Origin of the sequence: Streptomyces spectabilis (genome assembly GCF_008704795.1) — a bacterium.
GTDB classification, from domain to species: Bacteria; Actinomycetota; Actinomycetes; order Streptomycetales; family Streptomycetaceae; genus Streptomyces; species Streptomyces spectabilis.
Genome location: NZ_CP023690.1, coordinates 3,719,221 through 3,738,596, shown reverse-complemented (window position 1 = coordinate 3,738,596; position 19,376 = coordinate 3,719,221). Strand labels below are relative to the sequence as shown.

The window sequence follows — 19,376 nt, the reverse complement described above, 5'->3', positions numbered from 1 at the left end:
CCTCACACCCACGTCCGGGGGCGGAAACGGTTTGCCCGCTCCACCAGTTCGATCCTTTCCTCGCCACCCTGGGCGAGCCGGGCGAGCGTCCGGTACGCGCGCTCCAGGCCGAACCGGAGGCCGCGCTCGTCCAGATCACTGCCGAGCAGTACGGTCCGCGTGTGCCGGTCGCCGGAGGCCGTCGACGGGGCGGAAGCGTGACCAGAGTGTCTACCGGAGAGTACCCAGTCCAGCGCCGTGCCGAGCACCTCGGTCGACAGATGTTCCCTGCGCACCGCGTCGAGCCCGAAGCCCGCGAGGGCCTCCACCTGCCCGGCGGCGGCCCTCAGGTCGTCGAGGAACCCCTCGCCGGGGCCCTGTGCCGTGTCGAACGTCATACGTCGTCGCAGCCGCGCGCGCACCGCCGCGACCCGGGCGGCCGTGTAGTGGATCGACGACTCCGGTACGGACTCCAGGGTCCGTACGGCGCCCGCGCGGTCGCCGGTGGCCAGCTGTACGCGGGCCAGGCCGAAGGCGGCGCTGACGTAGCTCGGGTCGGTGGTCCACACGAGGCGGTAGTACTCGGCGGCGTTGTCCAGCTGGCCGAGGACCTCGGCGCACAGGCCGAGGGCGAGCTTGGGCGCGGGCTCGCCGGGGAAGGCGTCGTAGATCGCGTCGAAGGACAGCGCCGCGTTCTCGTGGTCGCCGGTGGCCAGGGAGGCGACGCCCCGGTACCAGACGACGCGCCAGTCGTCCGGGTGGTCCCGCTCCAGATCCTCCAGGGCGCCCGCGGCCAGGACGTGCTCGGCCAGGGTGAGGCGGACGCGCAGCTCGCGCAGGCGGAGCTCGGCCGAGCGGGCGGGCGCCGCCTGGAGGGCGGCGATCAGTTCGCCGCCGCCCGCGGAGTCGACCAGGCCCGCGAGGAAGCCGGCGTTCGGGTCGGCGGGGTCGACGCGCGGGACGGGCAGGGCCAGGGCCGCGGCGGGGGTGTCCAGGGGCTTCACGGGGACGGGGACGCCCGCCGGTGAGCCGTTCTCCTCGGCGGTGGCCCCGGCCGTACGGGCGCGGGGCACCGCGGGAACCGAGGACAGGGCGACGGTGCTGCGCGCCCCGAGGAGCGAGACCTCGCCCTCCACCTCGGCGAACAGTTCCGTGTCCGTGACCTTCAGTTCCGGGCCGAACAGCGTCGAGAGCGCGGGGCGCGGGCGGCCGCTCTGGAGGGCCACCACCTCGCGCAGGACGCCCGTCAGCTGTTCGGACATCTCCTGCGCCGAGGCGAAGCGGCGGGCCGGGTCGGGGTCGGTGGCCCGGACGAGCAGCCGGTAGAAGGACTCGTACCGCCGGAAGACCTCGATGTGGTCGGGGTCGGGCAGCGAGTCCACGAAGACGCTGGTGTAGCCCTGGAAGTCGAAGGTGAGGACCGCGAGCGTGCGCGCCACCGTGTACAGGTCGGACGCCACGGAGGGGCCGACCTCGGCGACCTCCGGCGCCTGGTAGCCCACCGTGCCGTAGATCGCCGACTCGTCGTCGTCCATGCGGCGGACCGCGCCCATGTCGATGAGCTTGAGCTGGTCCTCGGTCTGGATGGCGTTGTCGACCTTGAAGTCGCAGTACAGCAGGTTGCGGCTGTGCAGATGGCCGAGGGCCTCCAGGGCCTCGATGCCGTAGGCGCAGGCCTGCTCGACCGGCAGCGGATCGCGCTTGCCGCCCACCGTGCGGCGGCCGTTGGCGATCTCCTTGAGGGACTTGCCGCCCACGTACTCCATGACGATGTAGCCGTCCATGGAGCCCGTGCGCTGGTCCAGGTGCTCGACGAAGTTGTAGATCCGCACGATGTTGGCGTGCTCGATCTCGGCGAGGAAGCGGCGCTCGGCGATCGCGGCGGCCATGGCGTCCTGGTCGCCCGTGTCGAGCAGGCCCTTGAGGACCACCCAGCGGTCGGACACCGCACGGTCCACCGCCAGGTACACCCAGCCGAGGCCGCCGTGCGCGAGACACCCCACGACCTCGTACTGGCCGTGGACGACGTCGCCCGGGTTCAGCTTGGGCACGAAGGAGTACGGGTGGCCGCACTTGGTGCAGAAGCCCTCCGTGCGCCCCGCCCGGTCGCCGCGCGCGCGGCCCACCGGGGCGCCGCAGTCGGAGCGCGAGCAGAACCGCTTGCGCTCGGGCACCTCGGGGTTGCGCTGCACCGCGCCGCGCGGGTCGGGGCGCGGCACGCCCGGCACGGCGACCAGGCCCATGCCGAGCCGGGCGCGCGCCGACGAGCCGCTGGACGTGCCCGAGCTGCGCACGGAGACCGACCGCGACGACGTACGGCCCGACAGGGAGCGCGAGAGGCGGCCGGAGACCGAGCGGCGCGAGGACTGGGAGCGGGACGAGCGCGAACTGCCGCGCGTGGAGCGGGAACCGGCGGCGGACCGGTCCGAGCCGGCCGAGCCCCTGCCGCCCCCGGTGATGCCGGTCGCGGGCGAGCCCACCATGCCCTGCGGCGAGACGACCGGGGCGAGCCCGCAGGTGTCGCAGTACAGCTCGCCGCCGCCGACGTCCTCGTACGCGCCCGTGCAGCCGGGCCGCTGGCACGGTCGCGGCCCCGTGGTCTGCTCGCTCATGCGTCCCCCCTCCGGTCGGCGGGCCCGCCCGGTTGCGGGACCCGCGGTGCCAGGGCCTCGGCGGCGGCCTGCTGGAAGCGCAGCACCGCCTGCTCGGCGACGCGCAGGTCACAGGGCGCGCTCCAGAGCATCCGGCGCGCGGTGTCGTACCGCTCGATCAGGAGCGGGTCCTCGGCGAGGCCGTGCCGGGCGACCTTCGCCTTGTACGCGTCGAGGCGGCCGCGCAGCTCCGCGCGGACCGCGAGCGGCGCGGTGACGGCGGTCAGCGACTCGCGGGCGCGCAGGAGTTCGTCCTCGGCCTTCCGCTCCAGGGATTCGAGGAGCGGCGAGAGCCGGTGCCACTGGGCGTTGCGGCGGTAGTCGGCGGCCGTCGCGAGCTGCTCCTGGAGGGCCGTCGGCGGCCCGGAGACGGCGGGCACCTCGGACGCGGCGATCTTCGCGAGGACCTCGCCGCGCGCGGAGCGGGCCTCGGCGAGGGTGCGGTCCGCGCGCGAGAGCAGGTCGCGCAGCTTGCCGAGCCGGGCCTCGGCGTCCTGGCGCACGGTGAGCACGGCGTCGATCTCGCGGCGCACGTCCTCCAGGGCGCGGGCCGCGGTGTCGTAGCGGTCGGTGTGCGGGCGGCCGCCGCCGGGGGCCGAACTGCCCGGCGCGGGCTGCCAGAACGCCAGCGGGTCGGACACCACCTGCTCGCGCAGGAGGGTCAGCTCCCGCGTGATGGTCTCCAGGTCGTCGCCCGAGGGGTGTTCGCCGGGGCGTACGCCCACGGAGTGCGCGAGCTGGCGGGTGCGCTGGAGTTCGGCGGCGAGCAGGTCGATGCGGGCGGGCAGCGCCGACCAGACGGCGTCGGCGGCGACGACCGTGTCAAGGGAGTGCGCGTACAGGTCGTTCATGCGCGCGACCAGCTCTTCGAGGCTGAAGCGCTCGGTGAGCCTGGCCGGTCCGGTGATCGAGGGGGCGGCGCCGGAGGCGGGCGCGCCCGCGAGGGTGACGCTCTCGCCGCGGAGCAGCAGCGTCAGCTCCGTCAGGTCGTCGCGGTTCGGCCAGCGCCTGCGCTCGCGCACCTCGCGCGCGGTGCGCAGGGCGCCCGCGTACGCGTCGAAGTACGTCCACAGGAGCGTGATCTGGCGCTCGGCGCCGAGCCACCGCTCCTCGGTGGTGCCGGTGAGCCGGGCGCCTTCGAGCAGACGGCGGCCCGCGTGGTCCTGGAGGGCGAGGAGCGAGGTCTCGATCGCCTCGTGTTCGGCGTCGAGGCGGGCAAGGGCACGGTCCACCTCGTCCCGGTCCATGACGGGGCCGGGGGGTCCCGCGACGCTCATCGATCACCTCTCCGCTCTGCGTTGCTGGCGTTGCGAACTCGTCTGTGCCATCGGGTCGGTCGGCGGGTCAGTTCTTGTACTTGGGCTTCGGCGGGCGCGCCGAGCCGCCCAGGTCGTCGGCGAGCCACTCGTCGTACGACTTCTTCCAGCCGTCCCGGCGGTAGTCCTCCAGGACGTCGTTCACCCGCCGGACCAAATCGTCGGCGCCCTTCTTCATCGCCACGCCGTAGTACTCGGTGGTGAACGGCTCGCCCTTCAGCGTGACCGTCGGGTCCTGGGCGGCCTGGCCCGCGGCGAGCGCGCCGTCGGTGAGCACCGCGTCCACCTGGCCCAGCTGGAGCCGCACCAGGCAGTCGAGTTGGTTCGGCACCGTGGTCTTGATGTCGGCACCGAAGCTCCGCTCCTTGAGGGCGGCCTCCGCCGTGGAGCCCGCCGCCGAGCACACGCGCTTGCCCTTGAGGGTGTCGTTGTAGCCCGTGATGGTGGACTTCCTGGGGGCGAGCACCTGCTGACCGGTCTCGAAGTAGGCCGTGGAGAAGTCGACTTGCTCGACGCGGGCGCAGTTGATGGTCATGGTGCGGACCACCATGTCGACCTGGCCGCTCTGGATGGCGGGGATGCGCTGGTTGGTCGGGATCGCCCGGAACACCACCGCGTCGCGGTCGCCGAGCAGGCGTTCGGCGATCTCGTGGGCGAGGTCGATGTCGAACCCCTCCAGCTCGCCCTTCTCCTTGTTCGGGTCGCGGTAGCCCCAGCGGTAGCTGTTCTGGTCGACGCCCACGATCAGCTTCCTGACCTTGCGCTTCTTGATCGCGTCGAGCACCGGGCCGTCCTTGGGCGACGGCCTCAGGCTGCGCTCGGGCTCCTTGCACTCCTCGTCGGCGCGCGCGGGCGCGGCCTGCGTGAGCCGGTCGGCCGCCCGCGAACCCGCGTGCGCCGCCGCGCTGTTGCCCCGGTCGCCGCCGCCGTCGCTGAGCCGGGGCAGGACCAGGACGAGGGCGGTCGCCAGAAGACAGGCGAGCGCCATCGTGGCCACGCCTCCCCAGCCGCGCAGGCGTGCCACGCCCCCGCCGTCCCACCGGGCCCCGTCACGTCGCGTACGCATCGTCCGCGTGCCTCCCTTCACCGCGTCACCCCTGCCCCGTTCACCGGTACTCCGACAGCCTGCGGCCGATGCCGAGCACCGCGCCCGCGGCGCCGAGGACCGCGAGCACGGCGGCGCCGACGGGCAGGCCCGCCATGGCGCCCTTGCCGTCCTCCGCGGCCCGCTGGAACTCGCGCTGCTCGTGCGCGAGCGCCGTGTCGAGCGCGGCGTCCACATTGTCGAACGACTCGCCCGTCGACCCGGCCTCGCCCTCGGCGCTCTCGGAGCCGATGACCTTGTCGAGCGCGGCCTCGTACTGGCCCGCGTCGTCGCTGGCGCGGGCCGACTTGTGCCGGGCCTTCCACTCGGTCACGTTGTCCGCCGCCGTCGCGACCGGGCGCTGCCCCGCGCCGTCGTCGGCGAGCCGGGCCGCCTGCGCGAGCAGGCCCGAGTCGCCCGCGAGTCGCCGCATCTGCTGCTGGTAGGCGGTGTCGAACGTGTCTTTGCCCTCCGCGGTCGTCTCCGCTCCGCGGCTGACCAGGGTCAGGTTCTCATTGCCCCGGGCCTTCAGGGAGCTGATCCGGGCGTCGTTGAGGACGGTCAGGGACCGTACGCCGTCGTCGTACGACGTGCTGAGGCCGGAGCGGGCCACGGTGTGGCCGACGACGAGCCACAGCAGGACGACGGCGGCGGCCGTGCTGGCGGCGAGCAGGCCCGCGTTGAACACCCGGTTCGTCCGCCGGTAGTTGCGGCGCTGGGTCCACACGAGCGCGGCCAGGGCGAGGGCGCCGAGGGACAGGGCGGCCCACGGGTAGGGCTCGGCGTCGGCGTAGTCGTCGTCCAGGCGCTGGTTCTCGGCCTTGTAGAGCTTCTCAGCGGCGGGGAGCATGCGGGTCTGCATGATGTCGTTCGCGTACCGCAGATACGCGCCGCCCAGGGGCAGGCCCTGGCGGTTGTTGGCGCGGGCCCGCTCGATCAGGGACGTGTACTGGGGCAGCAGCTTGTTGAGCGCGCCGATCGCGGCGGCCGGCGAGCCGTCGCCGCCGGAGCCCGCGTTCGCCGCGGCCGTCGCCAGCTTCTCGCTCGCGCGCTCGATGTCCCGCTGGTAGCGCTCCCTTATGTTCGCGGGCTCCTGGCCGCCGCCCAGGAAGCCGGTCGACGCCGCCGTGTTGGCGTCCGCGAGGGAGCGGTAGATCGCGGCGGCGTCCGCGCTCAGCGGCTGGCTGCGGTGCAGCACGCGGTCCGCGGCGTCCGCGCGCGATGTCGTCTCCCAGGTGGTGACCGCGCCGAACGCCAGGACCAGGGCGGCCAGGAGCGCGCCGATGACGCGGAGCCTGCCCGGCTCGGTGGTGGCCGCCCTGCGCAGGCGCTTGACGCCCTCCGCCCATGCGGGTTCCCGTGCGGGTGCCTTGGGCGGCGGCTCGGGCGGTGCCTTCGGCCGTGCCCTCGGCGGTGCCGCGGGCGGTGCCTCGGGTGCTGCTGGCGGGTGTGTCACCTGGGCCTCGACCTCCCCCTTGGTCATTGGGCGTGGCACCGACCGCGAATTCCTGGCCCCTGGGCCTTGGGCGGGAAGTGGTGCTCGGGCGCAAGTATCTCTGGCGGGGCGGGGATCCGCACGGGGCTTGCCTCGATCTTGTACGGATTGCGGTGGGCCGCACCTTGGAACACGCGCTCGACCCCACCCCGGTTCCCGCCCGGCCCCGGGTCCCTCCGGCCCGCCCTCTCCCACCCACCCGCCCGTACCTGCCCCGGCATCCCGGCCCGGCCCCGACCTGGCGGCTGCCGCCCCGTCGCCCGTCTTTCCCGCCGCTACCGCGGCGGGTTCTCCCACCCACCCACCCGTGACACCCCAGCGACCACCCCCGGCCCCGACCTAGCGGCTTGCACGCCGTCGTTCGACTGAGCCCCGCCCGCCCCCCCCAGGAGGGGGCGGGCGGGTGGGAAAGGGGGGCGGGAGACGCAAGGCACGGTGGGCGGGCGGCGGGCGGCGGTGCTCGGCCGAGACCATCCAGCCCGTCCGGCGTTTGAGGACGAGCGCGTCAGCGCGACAGATCGAGCCCGTCCGGCGATTGAGGACAAGCGCGTTAGCGCGGGGTTTGAGCGGTGGCGTCAGGCGGTGTAGTGGTGGCGGAGGCGGGCGTAGGACGTGGGTGGGGCGGAGGTCGTGTCCAGGGCGAGGAGGGCGGCGCCCAGGACGGGCCGTGCGGTGACCACGCGGGGCACGGCCTTGGGCGCGCGCTCGGCGAGGCGGACCCGGACGCCGTCGTCGAGGCGGCGGTGACGCGCGGCGAGCACACTGCCGCCCAGGAGCACCGGGGCCTCCTCCTCCAGGAGGTCGAGGCGCGCGAGCGCGACCGTCGCCATGGCGACGATTTCGTCCGCCATCCGATCCACAAGCGCTCCGGCGACCGCGTCGCCCGCGGCGGCCGCCGCGAAGAGGACGGGCGTCAGCTCGTGCTGGCGCGCCGCCTCGATGTGTTCCAGGTGCAGCGCCTCGATGAGCGCGTACATGGAGTCCAGCCCGAAGTGCGCGGGCAGGTCCCGCATCAGCGCGGTGGGCCCGCCGCGCCCGTCCTCGGCGCGGGCCGCGTGCCACAGCGCCTCCTGGGCGAGCCCCCCGCCCCCGCCCCAGTCCCCGGAGATCTTGCCGATGGCGGGGAAGCGGGCGGTGCGCCCGTCGGGCAGCATGCCCACGCAGTTGACGCCCGCGCCGCACACCACGGCGACGCCGCGCGGCTCCGCGTCCTCGACGAGGCCCGCCCGCAGCACCGCGAAGGTGTCGTTGCGCACGTCGACGCTCGTGCCCCAGGCGCGGCGGCGCAGGGCGGCCGCCAACTCCCGCTCCTCGACCGGGAGGTCCGCGTTCGCGAGGCAGGCCGAGACATGGCCGACGGACGTCAGGCCCGCTTCGTCCAGGGCCCGGCCCACCGCGTCCGCGAGGACGTCCACGGCCGGCTCGACGCCGACCTGCGGGGGCCGGAATCCGCCGCCGCGGGCCGTGCCGACGACGCTGCCGTCGGCCGCGACCACCGCGACGTCGGTCTTGCTGTTGCCCGCGTCGATGGCGAGCACGGGACTCAGGCCCACGCGAGGTGCTCCCGGTTGTGCGCGACGAGCTTGTCGGTGAGCTGCTCCGCGTACGCGTACTGGCCGATCAGCGGGTGCGCGAGGAGGGCCTTGAAGACGCGGTCGCGGCCGCCGTGCAGGGCCGCGTGCAGCGCCAGGTCCTCGTACGCCGTGACGTTCGCGATCAGGCCGGAGAAGAGCGGGTCGAGGGAGGGTACGGCGAGCGGTGTGGCGCCCTCCTTGCCGACGGACGCCTGGACCTCGATGACCGCGTCGTCGGGGAGGAAGGGGAGCGTGCCGTTGTTGTAGGTGTTGACCACCTGGTACGGGCTGCCCCCGCCGCCCAGGAGGGACGCCGCGAGGTCCACGGCCGCCTCGGAGTAGAAGGCGCCGCCGCGCTTGGCGAGCAGCTCCGGCTTCTCGTCGAGCGCCGGGTCGCCGTACATCGTCAGCAACTGCCGTTCCATTTCCGCCACTTCGGCCGCCCGCGAGGGCTTCGTGGCCAGCTCTCGTACGACCTCGTCGTGCTGGTAGTAGTAGCGCAGGTAGTAGGAGGGGACGACGCCGAGGCGGTCCACCAGGGTCTGCGGCATGCGCAGGTCGGCCGCGATGGCCTCGCCGTGCTCGGCGAGCAGCCCCGGCAGGACGTTCTCGCCCTCGGGGCCGCCGAGCCGGGCGCCCAGCTCCCAGGTCAGGTGGTTCAGGCCCACGTGGTCCAGGTGCACACGGGCCGGGTCCACGCCCAGGTGCGCGGCGAACTTCCGCTGGAAGCCGATCGCCACGTTGCACAGGCCGACGGCCTTGTGCCCGGCCTGGAGCAGCGCGCGGGTGACGATGCCGACGGGGTTGGTGAAGTCGATGATCCAGGCGTCGGGGTTGGTGCGGCGCACGCGCTCGGCGATGTCGAGGACGACGGGGACGGTGCGGAGGGCCTTGGCGAGGCCGCCCGCTCCCGTCGTCTCCTGGCCGACGCAGCCGCACTCCAGGGGCCACGTCTCGTCCTGCTGGCGGGCCGCCTGGCCGCCGACGCGCAGCTGGAGGAGCACGGCGTCGGCGTCGGCCACGCCCGCGTCCACGTCGGACGTGGTGACGATGCGGCCCGGGTGGCCCTGCTTGGCGAAGATGCGCCGGGCGAGGCCGCCGACGAGTTCGAGGCGCTCCGCCGCGGGGTCGACGAGGACCAGCTCCTCGATCGGCAGGGTGTCCCTCAACCGCGCGAATCCGTCGATGAGTTCGGGTGTGTAGGTCGAGCCTCCGCCGACCACTGCGAGCTTCATTGCTGAATCAGCCCTTTACTCCGGTGAGGGTGACGCCTTCCACGAAGGCCTTTTGCGCGAAGAAGAAGATGACGATGACCGGAGCCATGACAAGGAGGGTCGCCGCCATGGTCATGTTCCAGTTCACCATGTGGGCGCTCTTGAACGACTCCAGGCCGTAGGACAGGGTCCACGAGCCCGGGTCCTGCGCCGCGTAGATCTGCGGGCCGAAGTAGTCGTTCCAGCAGTAGAAGAACTGGAAGAGCGCGATCGCCGCGATGCCCGGCTTGGCCATCGGCACGATGATCGTGAGCAGCGTCCTGAACTCGCCGCAGCCGTCGACGCGCGCCGACTCGATGTACTCCTTGGGAATGGTGAGGAGGAACTGCCGGAGCAGGAAGATCGAGTACGCGTCGCCGAACGCCATCGGGATGATCAGCGGCCACAGCGTGCCGGACAGGTGGAACTGCTGCGCCCACACCAGGTACATCGGGATCACGATGACCTGCGGCGGCAGCATCATCGTGGAGATGACGAGCAGCATCGCGGTGCGGCGGCCGCGGAAGCGGAACTTGGCGAGCGCGTACGCCACGGGGATCGCCGAGCACACCGTGAAGAGCGTGCCGAGGCCCGCGTACATCAGGGAGTTGCGCCACCAGGTCAGGAAGCCGTCGGTCTCGAAGACCGCCTTGTAGTTCTCCCAGTGCCAGGAGGACGGCCACAGGTCGCCGCTCATCGCCTGGGAGTCGCTCATCACGGACGTCAGGAAGACGAACACGAAGGGGAGGATGAACAGGAGCGCCACGGCGATCGCCACGCTGTGCACGGCTATCCAGTGCAGGGCACGCTTGCGGCGGGCGCGGGCGGCGGCAGGGCCGCGCCGGCGCGCGGAGGGGTCCGTCGAGGCGGGCGCGGGCGCGCTGAGTGTCGTGGAAGTCATGGTGGGATCAGTCCTCCGCCGAGAGCAGGCCCGAGCGCTTGCGCATGAGCAGCAGGGTCGCGGCCATGGCGATGGCGAAGAGCACGAGCGAGAGCACGCACGCGGCGCCGGTGTTGAAGTTCTGGAAGCCCATCGAGTAGACGAGCTGCGGGACCGTGAGCGTCGAGTGGTCGGGATAGCCGGGCTGGATCACAGAGCCTGGGCCGATGTTGACGCCGGAGGCGATCTTCCCGGCGACCAGGGCCTGCGTGTAGTACTGCATGGTCTGCACGATCCCGGTGACCACGGCGAACATCACGATCGGTGTGATCGAGGGCCAGGTGACGTACCGGAACTTCGCCCAGGAGCCCGCGCCGTCGAGGTCCGCCGCCTCGTACTGCTCCTTGGGCACGTCGAGCAGCGCCGCCATGAAGATCACCATGAGGTCGCCGATGCCCCACAGGGACAGCATCACGAGGGACGGTTTGGCCCAGTTCGGATCGTTGAACCAGGTGGGCGCGTCGATGCCGACCTTGGCGAGGATCTCGTTGACCGGGCCCGTGCCGGGGTTGAGCAGGAAGACGAAGGCGACGGTGGCCGCGACCGGCGGGGCGAGGTAGGGGATGTAGAAGGCGGTGCGGAAGAACCCGACGCCGCTCTTGATCTTCGTCACGAGCAGGCCGAGCGACAGCCCGAAGAGCACGCGCAGGGCCACCATCACCACGACCAGCCACAGCGTGTTCCACAGGGCCGGGCCGAACAGCGGCATCTGCTCGAACACGTACCGCCAGTTCTTCAGGCCCACGAACGTGGGCTCCTTGATCTGGTTGTAGTGCATGAACGAGAAGTAGACGGTGGCGATCAGCGGGTACGCGAAGAAGACGCTGAAGCCGATCAGCCAGGGGGAGAGGAAGCCGAGCACGCGCAGTCTGCGGCGCGTCGGGGGCGAGAGTGTGGCCATGGCGGTGCCCTCCTCAGTTCTCTGCCTGGAGGTTGTCGGCGTCGATCTGGTCGTCGAGTTTCTTCAGGCCCTTGCGCAGGTCCTTCGCGTGGCCCGCCTCGACGGAGTACGCGTAGTCGGCGAACGAGACGACGTAGGAGTTGCCGTTGGTGGTCGGCGGCAGGGCCTGGCTGTGCTTGTTCTCCAGGATCTTGAAGAAGGTGCGGAACCTGGGGTCGGCGTCCAGCTTCGGGGACTTGAGGGCCGCGAAGGTGGAGGGCACGTTGTGGATGGCGTTGGCGAAGTCCACGACCTGGTCGGTGTCGGCCGTCAGGAACCTGACCAGCTCCCAGGCCGCGTTCTGGTGCTTGCTGCTGTGCGCGATGCCCGCGACGGTGCCGGTGATGAAGCCGCGGCCGTAGGTGTCGGCCTGGTCGTCGGGGACCGGGAGGGGCGCCACGCCCCAGTCGAACTTCGCCTTGGCGTCCTTGAGCATCAGACCGCGCCACTCGCCGTCCAGGAGCATGGCGAGCTTCTGGGTGAGGAAGGCGTTCTGGCTGGACATCTCGTCGCCGAAGGTCAAGCGGAACTTCTCCAGGTCGGTGAAGCCGCCCTGCGCGTCGGTCAGGTCGCTCGTGGCCTTGAAGTAGTCGTAGGAGGCGGGTTCCTTCGCGAGCCGGGACTTGCCGTCGGCGTCGAAGTACTTCGGGCCCCACTGTGCGAAGAGGCGGTCCGGGCTGCCCTGGTAGAGGCGGAAGCTGGGCATGTAGCCGACCCGCTCGTACGAGTCCTCGCCGCTGCGCACGGTCAGCTTCTTCGCCGCGGCCTTCAGCTCCGACATGGTGTGCGGCGGGCGCGCGATGCCCGCCTCCGCGAAGGCGTCCTTGTTGTAGTACATGCCGAACGCGTCCGCGAGGAGCGGAAGGGCGCACTGGGTGCCCTGGTAGCTCGTGTAGTCGAGCAGGGTCTTGGGGAACGTCTTCTTCTTGTCGAGCCCGGTCTTCTTCATGAACGGGTCGAGGTCGACCCACATGCCGGAGTCGCAGTACTGGCCGACGTTGTTGGTGGTGAAGGAGACCACCACGTCGGGGGCCTCGCCGCCGCCCGCCCTGAGGGCCTGGTTGATGGTGGCGTCGGTGACGTTGCCGGTCGCCTTCACATCGATGTTCGGGTGCAGCTTCTCGAACCGCTCGATGCTCTCGTTGATCGCCTTGACTTCGCCGGGCGCCGACCAGCCGTGCCAGAACTTCAGCGTCACGGGCTTGGTCGGATCGTCGTCGTCGCTGCCGGTGCTCGGGTTGGCACAGCCGGCCAAGAGCAGTCCGGCCGCGGCGAGCGCGGCGGGCACGCTGCTGCGTATTCGCCATCGCGGCATGGCGGACTTCCTTTGCGGGAGGGGAGGCGGGGAAAGGGGCGGTCCGGCCCGGGGCGGGGCCGGGGTCGGGGGGTCAGGCCGTGTCGAAGAGCGTGTCGCGGGCCTGGGTGAGGGCGGTGCGCAGGGCGCCGGTGAGGATCGGGTCGCCGTCGAGCTCGCTGATGCGCAGGAGCGGGCGCGGCAGGGCGAGGCCCGTCAGCTCCTCCTTGACGCGCAGGCGCAGCTCCTCGCCGCCGGTCTGCGGGACCTGGCCGGAAAGCACGACGAGTTCGGGGTCGACCACCGCCACGACCGCGGCGAGGCCGGTGGCGATGTGGCGGGCGAGCTCGTCGCGCACGGCGGTGTCGGCGAGCGCGTCGGTGAGCGACGCGGCGCCCGCGCGCTTGCGGATCGCGTAGGCGGAGACGAGGCTCTCGAAGCCGCCCCGGTACGACTCGGGCGTCGGCTCGGGGCCGCGCAGCAGCGGGGCGCCGGGGACCGGCATGTAGCCGATCTCGCCCGCGCCGCCGGTCGCGCCGCGAAGCAGCGTGCCGCCGAGCACGATCGCGGCGCCCACGCCCTCGTCGAGCCAGGCGAGCACGAAGTCGTCGTGGTCCTGCGCGGCGCCTTCGTACTGCTCGGCGATGGCGGCGAGGTTCACGTCGTTCTCGATGGTGACCGGGGTGCCGAGCACCTCGGCCAGCTCGGCGCGCAGGGTGCGCGAGTGCCAGCCGGGCAGGTGCGGGGCGTAGCGGAGCTGGCCGGTGTGCGGGTCGATGGCGCCGGGCGTGCCGATGACGGTGGCGCGCAGGTCGTCGTGGCCGAGCCCGGCCTGGGCGAGCGCGCCGTCCACGGCCTCGACGACGAGCTGGGCGGTGCGGTGGCGCACGTCCTCGGCGATGGCGTCGGCCTCGATGCGGAAGCGGCCCACCTCGCGCCCGGTGACGTCGGCGACCAGGGCGGTGAGCCCGGTGGGGTCGGCGGACAGGGCGGCGACGCCGCCGACGGCGGGGTCGATCTCGTACAGGACGGCGTTCGGCCCCGGCCGTCCGCTCTGGCGGCCCGTGGTGCGGACCAGGCCCGCGCTCTCCAGGCGGCTGAGCAGCTGCGAGGTGGTGGGCTTGGACAGGCCGGTGAGCTCGCCGATGCGGGTGCGGGTGAGCGGTCCGTGGGCGGCGAGCAGGTCGAGCGCGGCGCGGTCGTTCATGGCGCGGAGCACGCGGGGCGTGCCCGGAACGCCGGGCGACCCGTTGGACGGGGTGGTTCCGGCCATCGCTGACGACACCTGCCCTTCGGCGATCCGCCTTCCCACGGCACTGTTAGGAAGGCTTCCTATTGGTTGCGAGGAACGTAAGCCGCCGTGAAGAGCCCGTCAAGAGTGGGCGGCGCCGGGGCTATCAAGTCGTTATGTGCGGGTGATCCACAGGGGCGCAGACGCGGCCCCGAGACGCCGAAGGGGGCGCCCGGAAGGTTCCGGGCGCCCCCACGGGCAGGTCAGAAAGGTGTCCGAAAACAGCCCGAGGGCTACTTCGACAGGTTCGGCGGCGGTATCGGCGACGCCGTCATCGACTGCGGGGACGTCGTCGACGCGTACGCGGACGGCGCCGCCATGCCCGCCGTCGGGTCCGCGGCGGGCCCCTCGTCCAGCGGCAGCGGCAGACCGCCCACGATGCGGATGCCCTCCGCGTCGAAGGCCCGCTTGATGCGCCAGCGCAGCTCGCGCTCCACGCCGAGCGACTTGCCCGGCATCGTCTTCGCCGAGACCCGCACCACCATCTGGTCGAGCAGCACGCTGTCCAGGCCGAGCACCTCGACCGGGCCCCACAGCTGCTCGTTCCAGGGCTCGTCCTTGCCGATGCGCTCGCCGACCTCGCCGAGCACCCGCTTGACCTTGTCCAGGTCCTCGTCCGGGCGCACGGTCACGTCGACCCCGGCCGTGGACCAGCCCTGGGAGAGGTTGCCGATGCGCTTGACCTCGCCGTTGCGCACGTACCAGATCTCACCGGCGTCGCCGCGCAGCTTGGTGACGCGCAGGCCCACCTCGACGACCTCGCCGGAGGCCACCCCGGCGTCGATGGAGTCACCCACGCCGTACTGGTCCTCCAGGATCATGAAGACGCCGGAGAGGAAGTCGGTGACCAGGTTGCGCGCGCCGAAGCCGATCGCGACACCCGCCACACCGGCCGAGGCGAGCAACGGCGCGAGGTTGATCTCGAAGGTGCTCAGGACCATCAGCGCGGCCGTGCCCAGGATCAGGAACGACGCCACCGAGCGCAGCACGGACCCGATGGCCTGCGACCGCTGCCGCCGCCGCTCCACATTGACCAGGAGCCCGCCGAGCGCGGTGCCGTCCACGGCCTGCGCCGTGCGGTTCATCCGGTCTATGAACTTGGTGATGGTGCGCCGCACGATCACTCTGAGGACCATCGCGATCACGACGATCAGCAGGATGCGGAGCCCGATGGCGAGCCACGTCGACCAGTTCTCCTCGACCCAGCTCGCGGCGTTCTGAGCGCTCTCGTGCGCGTCGTCGAGCGTCACGGGTTTCGGTGACTTCGTCGGGTCCGGGTCCGTCCCGGCGGCCGAGAGCACGGACAGGAACACGGCGGGTACCTCCAGGCATAGCGGTCTGCCCAGGAGATGCGCCGGGCAGACCCACCACACTAACGGGGCATTGTGTGGGGATCGTTGTCATGTTCGAAGGCCATCGGGTGATCACCCGGTGACCAGCGCCTGGTCACCCCTGGGGAAACGTGTCATCCGTGCTTTCGGCGGGGTGTGGTTGAAAACACGTCAAGGCCGTTACCGGGACATGGTGGCGCTACGACCAGGCATGAGGGGAAACTGGTCCACAGATCGTCCCGGCGCGAGCCACGCGCCGCCGGCGTACAAGGAGGCCTCCGTGCCGCATGTCCTGGTCCTCAACGCGTCGTACGAGCCCCTTGGCGTCGTACCGCTCCGCCGCGCGCTCGTCCTCGTCCTGGAGAACAAGGCACTCTGCCTCGAGGAGTCCGGCGCCTTCATGCACAGCGCGACCCGCACCATCCCCGCACCCAGCGTGGTCCGGCTGAAGCGGTTCGTGCGGGTCCCCTACCGGGGGCCCGTTCCTCTGACGCGACGTGCGCTGTTCGCCCGCGACGGCGGCCGGTGCGTGTACTGCGGTGGCGTCGCAACCAGCGTCGACCACGTCATTCCGCGCAGCCGCGGCGGCCAGCACGTCTGGGACAACGTGGTGGCGTCCTGCCGCCGCTGCAACCACGTGAAGGCCGACCGGCACCTGCCGGAGCTCGGCTGGCGCCTGCGCCACAAGCCCGCCCCGCCGACGGGGCTCGCCTGGCGCATCATCGGCACCGGGCATAGGGATCCGCGCTGGCTGCCGTACCTGCAGCCGTTCGGCGCGGACGACGCGATGGCCCGGATCGACGGCATCTCCGCCTAGGAGAGCGATCGGTCCGGGCCTTCGTCGTCGCCGCGCCCACAGGGCGTCACGGGTGTGGACCGGGGCCCCGGCCCCGGTCCGCCACTTCCCGACCGGCCCCCGCCCCGGCCACGGCGTAGGCCTCCACGGACCACAGCGAGTAGCCGAAGCGCGTCGCCCGCCGGTCGCCCTGCACCCGGACGAAGCGGGTGTCCGGCGCGTCCATGCGCACCGACTCGCGCCCGCCGCGCCCGTCCCGCACGGTCGCGGCCGTCCGCCAGGTCCTGCCGTCGGCCGACGTCTGGATCCGGTACGCGGCCGCGTACGCCTCCTGCCAGCGCAGCACCACCTGGCCGAGCCGCGCGGGGGCGGCCAGCTCCAGCTGCCACCAGGCGCCGTCCTCGGCCGGTGAGGACCAGCGGGTGGCGGCGTCGCCGTCGAGGGCGGCCGCGGCCGGGAAGGCCGCCGTCTCGTCGCCCGACGACGACGCCCGCCCGTGGCGCGCCAGGTCGGGGCCGCCGGTGCGGGGATAGGCCCGCACCGCCACCGTCCGCGTCTCGCCCGCGAAGGACACCGGGATCTCGTACGTCCCCGCGCGCGTGCCCGCGGGGACGCTCACGTCGAGCGGCACCGCCACCTCCGTGCCGCGCGGCAGCGCCGCCGTCTCCGGGACGCGCACCCGCACGGCCCCGGGCGCCCGCGCTTCCAGCCGCCCGTACACGGTGCCGGGGCGGCGCGGGAGCAGCCTCGCCGTCACCCGCGCGGGGGCGCCGCCGATCTCCGCGTCCGCCTCGGCGCGGGCCAGCGTCAGACGGGCCGCGGGCCCGTCGGCGAACCAGGGCGCCAGGTGCTGGACCGTTCCGCCGGACGCGACGACCCGTACGCCGTCCACGGGCGGCTCCCGCTCCGGGCGGACCTCGGTGAACCCGGACGCGGACAGGTCGGCGACGCGGCGCCAGCCCGCGCCCGGCACGTGCGCCTCCACCGTGCCCCGGGTGCCGGGGTCCGTCAGGGCCGTCACGGCGGCCAGCGGCCTGGCCCGCCGCCAGCGGGCGTCAGGGCCGTCGGCCGCGTGCTCGCCGTCGAGCCCCGCCCACCGCCCGTACGCCCGCTCGGCGCGGTCCAGGAACGGGTCGAGGACGCCCTCGCCGACCGTCACGCGGGCGGCCCGCAGCGCGCCGCGAAGGCCGCGCAGCGAGCGGGCCGCGCGCCAGGCGGTGGCACCGTCGCCGCGGGCGGCCGCGCCCAGCATGGCGACGGCCGCCTCGCCCGCCTCGCCGTAGCGCGCCAACTGCTCGGCCCAGGGCGCCACTTCGCGGGCCACGTCCGTCCCGGCGAGGTGGTCGGGCGCCGTGCGCAGCACGCCGAAGGCGGACCGCAGCTCATGGGCCGCTGCCTCGGCGCGGGCCGGCTCCGGCGCCGCGCGGGCCGCCCAGAAGGCCCGCAGCAGGGGCCGCAGATAGGCCGACTCCTCGGCGCCGAGGACCGACGAGGCGTCGTTGCCCGCGAGGGCCCGCAGGGCGCCGCGCGCCCGCGCGTCGCCGCCCGCCAGGTCGTCGATCGCCGCGAGCCAGGACTCGTGGGGCCGGTAACCGCGCGGGTTCCAGGCGTAGTCGGCGGCCGTGAACAGCGGGATGCGGGACGCGGCGGGCTGTTCCATGGCGTTGCCGAGCAGGCCCGCCGAGCCCTGGGCGACGGCGGGCTCGCGGCCCGTGTAGGGGCCGAGGAAGATGCGGTCCCGCGCGAAGTCGTTCACCGGGTAGTTGTCCATCGTGACGAGCGGGTGCGCGCCGAACGCCTCGCGCGCGCCCGCCAGTTCGCGGCCCGTGATGGTGCGCGGCACGACGCCCACACCCGTCCACGCCACCTCCACGCCGCCGTCGAGGCGCCGCGCGAGGGCATCGCGGTACGCGGTCGAGCCGTCCTGGAAGTACTCGGTCGGCATCAGGGACAGCGGCCGCGCCCCCGGGTGCCGGTCGGCGAGGTGCCGGGAGAGGGCGTTGGCGACCCGCGCCTGGGCCCGTGCCGCCGCCCGGGGGCCCGAGCCGAAGGTCTCCGCGTCCTGCTCGCAGTGCCACTCGCTGTAGCTCACGTCCTGGAACTGGAGCTGGAAGGCGCGGAAGCCGAGCGCCCACATGGCGTCCACCTTGCGGGCGAGGTCCCGCACGTCCTGCCCCGACGACAGGCACATGCCCTGGCCGGGGGCGACCGCCCAGGCGAGCGTCACGTGGTTGCGGGCGGCCCGCTCGGCGAGCGCGCGGAACTCGGCGCGCTGCGCCGCCGGGTACGGCTCGCGCCAGCGGGCCTGGCGGTACAGGTCGTCGCCCGGCGCGTACAGATACCGGTTCTGCTTCGTACGGCCCATGAAGTCCAGCTGGTCCAGGCGCTGCCGGCGGGTCCACGGCGTGCCGTAGAAGCCCTCCGTCAGGCCCCGCACCGGGGTCGCGGGCCAGTCGCGGACGACGACGCCGGGGACGAGACGGGTCCGGGGGTCCGTCAGCTGCCGCAGCGTCTGCGCCGCGTGGAAGAGGCCGTCCGCGCCGACGCCGTCGAGGGCCACCGTGTCCCGGCCCGCGACCTCGCCCACCGCGAGGCGGTAGCCGCCCGGCGGCAGGTCGGCGCGCGGCGGGGCGCCGAGCGCCCGCAGCGCCTGGTCCGCGCCGGTGCCTCCGGCGCGGATCACCAGGTGGGTGCCGGGCGGGGGCGGGCTGCCGTCGGGCACCTCGGTGACCTCCCGCGCGCCCGCGTCCCGCAGGAGGCCGCGCAGGGCCTCCAGGGCGTGCGGGTCGGTGTGCCCGGCCTCCCCCGTGACCAGCACGACCGCGTCGCCGACGGTGACCGGGGCGGTGGCCGTGCGCTCCAGGTGGTGGGGGCGGGGCCACACCCGCGGGGGCTCGGGGGTGGTCCGCTCGGTGTCCGTACGCGGGCCGCCCGGGGGCGGCGGGGTGGCCAGGGCGGGTTCCGTGAGGGCGGTGGTGGTGCCCAGGGTGCTCGCGATGACGGCTGCGGCGATGGCGGCCGCGCCCTTTCTGCCCCGCAGTTGCACGGCCCCCTCCTCGTCACTGTGGCCACACGAACGGTCACGCAGAGCACTGAGCCCATCACTGGGGCGGGGCGGGTGTCAACGCCGGACCCGATCCCTCGCGGTGCGCCCCGGGCCCGCCCCTTCCCGACCTGGGGGCTCCGCCCCCAGGCCCCCGCTCCTCAAGCGCCGGAGGGGCTATTTGTAGCCCGTCCGGCGTTTGAGGACGAGGCGCGGAGCGCCGATCAACGGGGGGTACGGGGGGCGGAGCCCCCCGGGGCGGGAAGCGGCGGGTCTGGGGCGCCCCCGCGAGGGCTGGTGTGACCAGTGTCACGTTCGCGGGTCGTTTGCGTCTGCGGTCCGCCGCAGTGGGTATGCCCCCGGGAACCGAAGCCCGCGAAATCCCTCGC

The 19,376-nt window shown here is 73.3% G+C and carries 13 protein-coding genes; 1 reads left to right on the top strand and 12 read right to left on the bottom strand.

What is annotated here, in order from left to right:
• Window positions 1-2: 2 nt before the first annotated feature.
• The 11 genes from CP982_RS16155 to CP982_RS16105 form a co-directional block, all read right to left on the bottom strand.
• On the bottom strand, window positions 3-2,591 hold the full coding sequence (locus tag CP982_RS16155) for a serine/threonine-protein kinase (RefSeq protein ID WP_150511188.1): 2,589 nt from the start codon (window positions 2,589-2,591) through the stop codon (window positions 3-5).
• Entirely contained in the window at window positions 2,588-3,907 is a 1,320-nt protein-coding gene (locus CP982_RS16150; protein WP_150511187.1) for a hypothetical protein, read from the bottom strand. The genes CP982_RS16155 and CP982_RS16150 overlap by 4 nt, the downstream gene beginning before the upstream one ends.
• Before the next feature lie 67 nt (window positions 3,908-3,974).
• Window positions 3,975-5,012: a glutamate ABC transporter substrate-binding protein gene (locus tag CP982_RS16145; protein WP_150511186.1), complete on the bottom strand. Its 1,038-nt coding sequence runs from the start codon at window positions 5,010-5,012 to the stop codon at window positions 3,975-3,977.
• A 40-nt stretch (window positions 5,013-5,052) separates the two neighbouring features.
• Window positions 5,053-6,513 carry a hypothetical protein gene (locus CP982_RS16140; RefSeq protein WP_170316439.1) on the bottom strand — a complete coding sequence of 487 codons (1,461 nt, stop codon included), beginning with the start codon at window positions 6,511-6,513 and terminating at the stop codon, window positions 5,053-5,055.
• 587 nt (window positions 6,514-7,100) lie between these two features.
• Window positions 7,101-8,078, bottom strand: a complete 978-nt coding sequence (locus CP982_RS16135) for an N-acetylglucosamine kinase (protein WP_150511185.1) — start codon at window positions 8,076-8,078, stop codon at window positions 7,101-7,103.
• Window positions 8,069-9,334 (bottom strand): 6-phospho-beta-glucosidase, encoded by a 1,266-nt coding sequence (locus CP982_RS16130; RefSeq protein WP_150511184.1) that lies wholly within the window; start codon window positions 9,332-9,334, stop codon window positions 8,069-8,071. The genes CP982_RS16135 and CP982_RS16130 overlap by 10 nt, the downstream gene beginning before the upstream one ends.
• A 7-nt stretch (window positions 9,335-9,341) precedes the next feature.
• Window positions 9,342-10,253, bottom strand: coding sequence for a carbohydrate ABC transporter permease (locus tag CP982_RS16125; protein ID WP_150511183.1), 912 nt, complete (start codon window positions 10,251-10,253; stop codon window positions 9,342-9,344).
• A gap of 7 nt (window positions 10,254-10,260) precedes the next feature.
• Window positions 10,261-11,193, bottom strand: coding sequence for a carbohydrate ABC transporter permease (locus CP982_RS16120; RefSeq protein WP_150511182.1), 933 nt, complete (start codon window positions 11,191-11,193; stop codon window positions 10,261-10,263).
• A gap of 13 nt (window positions 11,194-11,206) precedes the next feature.
• Window positions 11,207-12,547 carry an ABC transporter substrate-binding protein gene (locus tag CP982_RS16115; RefSeq protein WP_150511181.1) on the bottom strand — a complete coding sequence of 447 codons (1,341 nt, stop codon included), beginning with the start codon at window positions 12,545-12,547 and terminating at the stop codon, window positions 11,207-11,209.
• Between the two features lie 73 nt (window positions 12,548-12,620).
• A complete protein-coding gene (locus tag CP982_RS16110; protein WP_150511180.1) occupies window positions 12,621-13,799 on the bottom strand; it encodes an ROK family transcriptional regulator in 1,179 nt (392 codons plus the stop codon).
• 251 nt (window positions 13,800-14,050) lie between these two features.
• Window positions 14,051-15,130, bottom strand: a complete 1,080-nt coding sequence (locus tag CP982_RS16105) for a mechanosensitive ion channel family protein (protein WP_150511179.1) — start codon at window positions 15,128-15,130, stop codon at window positions 14,051-14,053.
• Window positions 15,131-15,428: 298 nt separating this feature from the next.
• On the opposite strand from CP982_RS16105, the gene CP982_RS16100 reads away from it, so the two are divergent.
• On the top strand, window positions 15,429-15,965 hold the full coding sequence (locus CP982_RS16100) for an HNH endonuclease (protein ID WP_150511178.1): 537 nt from the start codon (window positions 15,429-15,431) through the stop codon (window positions 15,963-15,965).
• Window positions 15,966-16,011: 46 nt separating this feature from the next.
• Here the strand turns inward: CP982_RS16100 and CP982_RS16095 are convergent, their stop codons facing one another.
• Window positions 16,012-18,990, bottom strand: a complete 2,979-nt coding sequence (locus CP982_RS16095; protein ID WP_150511177.1) for a glycoside hydrolase family 84 protein — start codon at window positions 18,988-18,990, stop codon at window positions 16,012-16,014.
• Between the last annotated feature and the right edge of the window lie 386 nt (window positions 18,991-19,376).

Coding starts and splice junctions, on each gene's coding strand:
- CP982_RS16155 (WP_150511188.1), bottom strand. CDS start 2,591: ATGAGCGAGCAGACCACGGGGCCGCGACCGTGCCAGCGGCCCGGCTGC.
- CP982_RS16150 (WP_150511187.1), bottom strand. CDS start 3,907: ATGAGCGTCGCGGGACCCCCCGGCCCCGTCATGGACCGGGACGAGGTG.
- CP982_RS16145 (WP_150511186.1), bottom strand. CDS start 5,012: ATGCGTACGCGACGTGACGGGGCCCGGTGGGACGGCGGGGGCGTGGCA.
- CP982_RS16140 (WP_170316439.1), bottom strand. CDS start 6,513: ATGACCAAGGGGGAGGTCGAGGCCCAGGTGACACACCCGCCAGCAGCA.
- CP982_RS16130 (WP_150511184.1), bottom strand. CDS start 9,334: ATGAAGCTCGCAGTGGTCGGCGGAGGCTCGACCTACACACCCGAACTC.
- CP982_RS16125 (WP_150511183.1), bottom strand. CDS start 10,253: ATGACTTCCACGACACTCAGCGCGCCCGCGCCCGCCTCGACGGACCCC.
- CP982_RS16120 (WP_150511182.1), bottom strand. CDS start 11,193: ATGGCCACACTCTCGCCCCCGACGCGCCGCAGACTGCGCGTGCTCGGC.
- CP982_RS16115 (WP_150511181.1), bottom strand. CDS start 12,547: ATGCCGCGATGGCGAATACGCAGCAGCGTGCCCGCCGCGCTCGCCGCG.
- CP982_RS16110 (WP_150511180.1), bottom strand. CDS start 13,799: ATGGCCGGAACCACCCCGTCCAACGGGTCGCCCGGCGTTCCGGGCACG.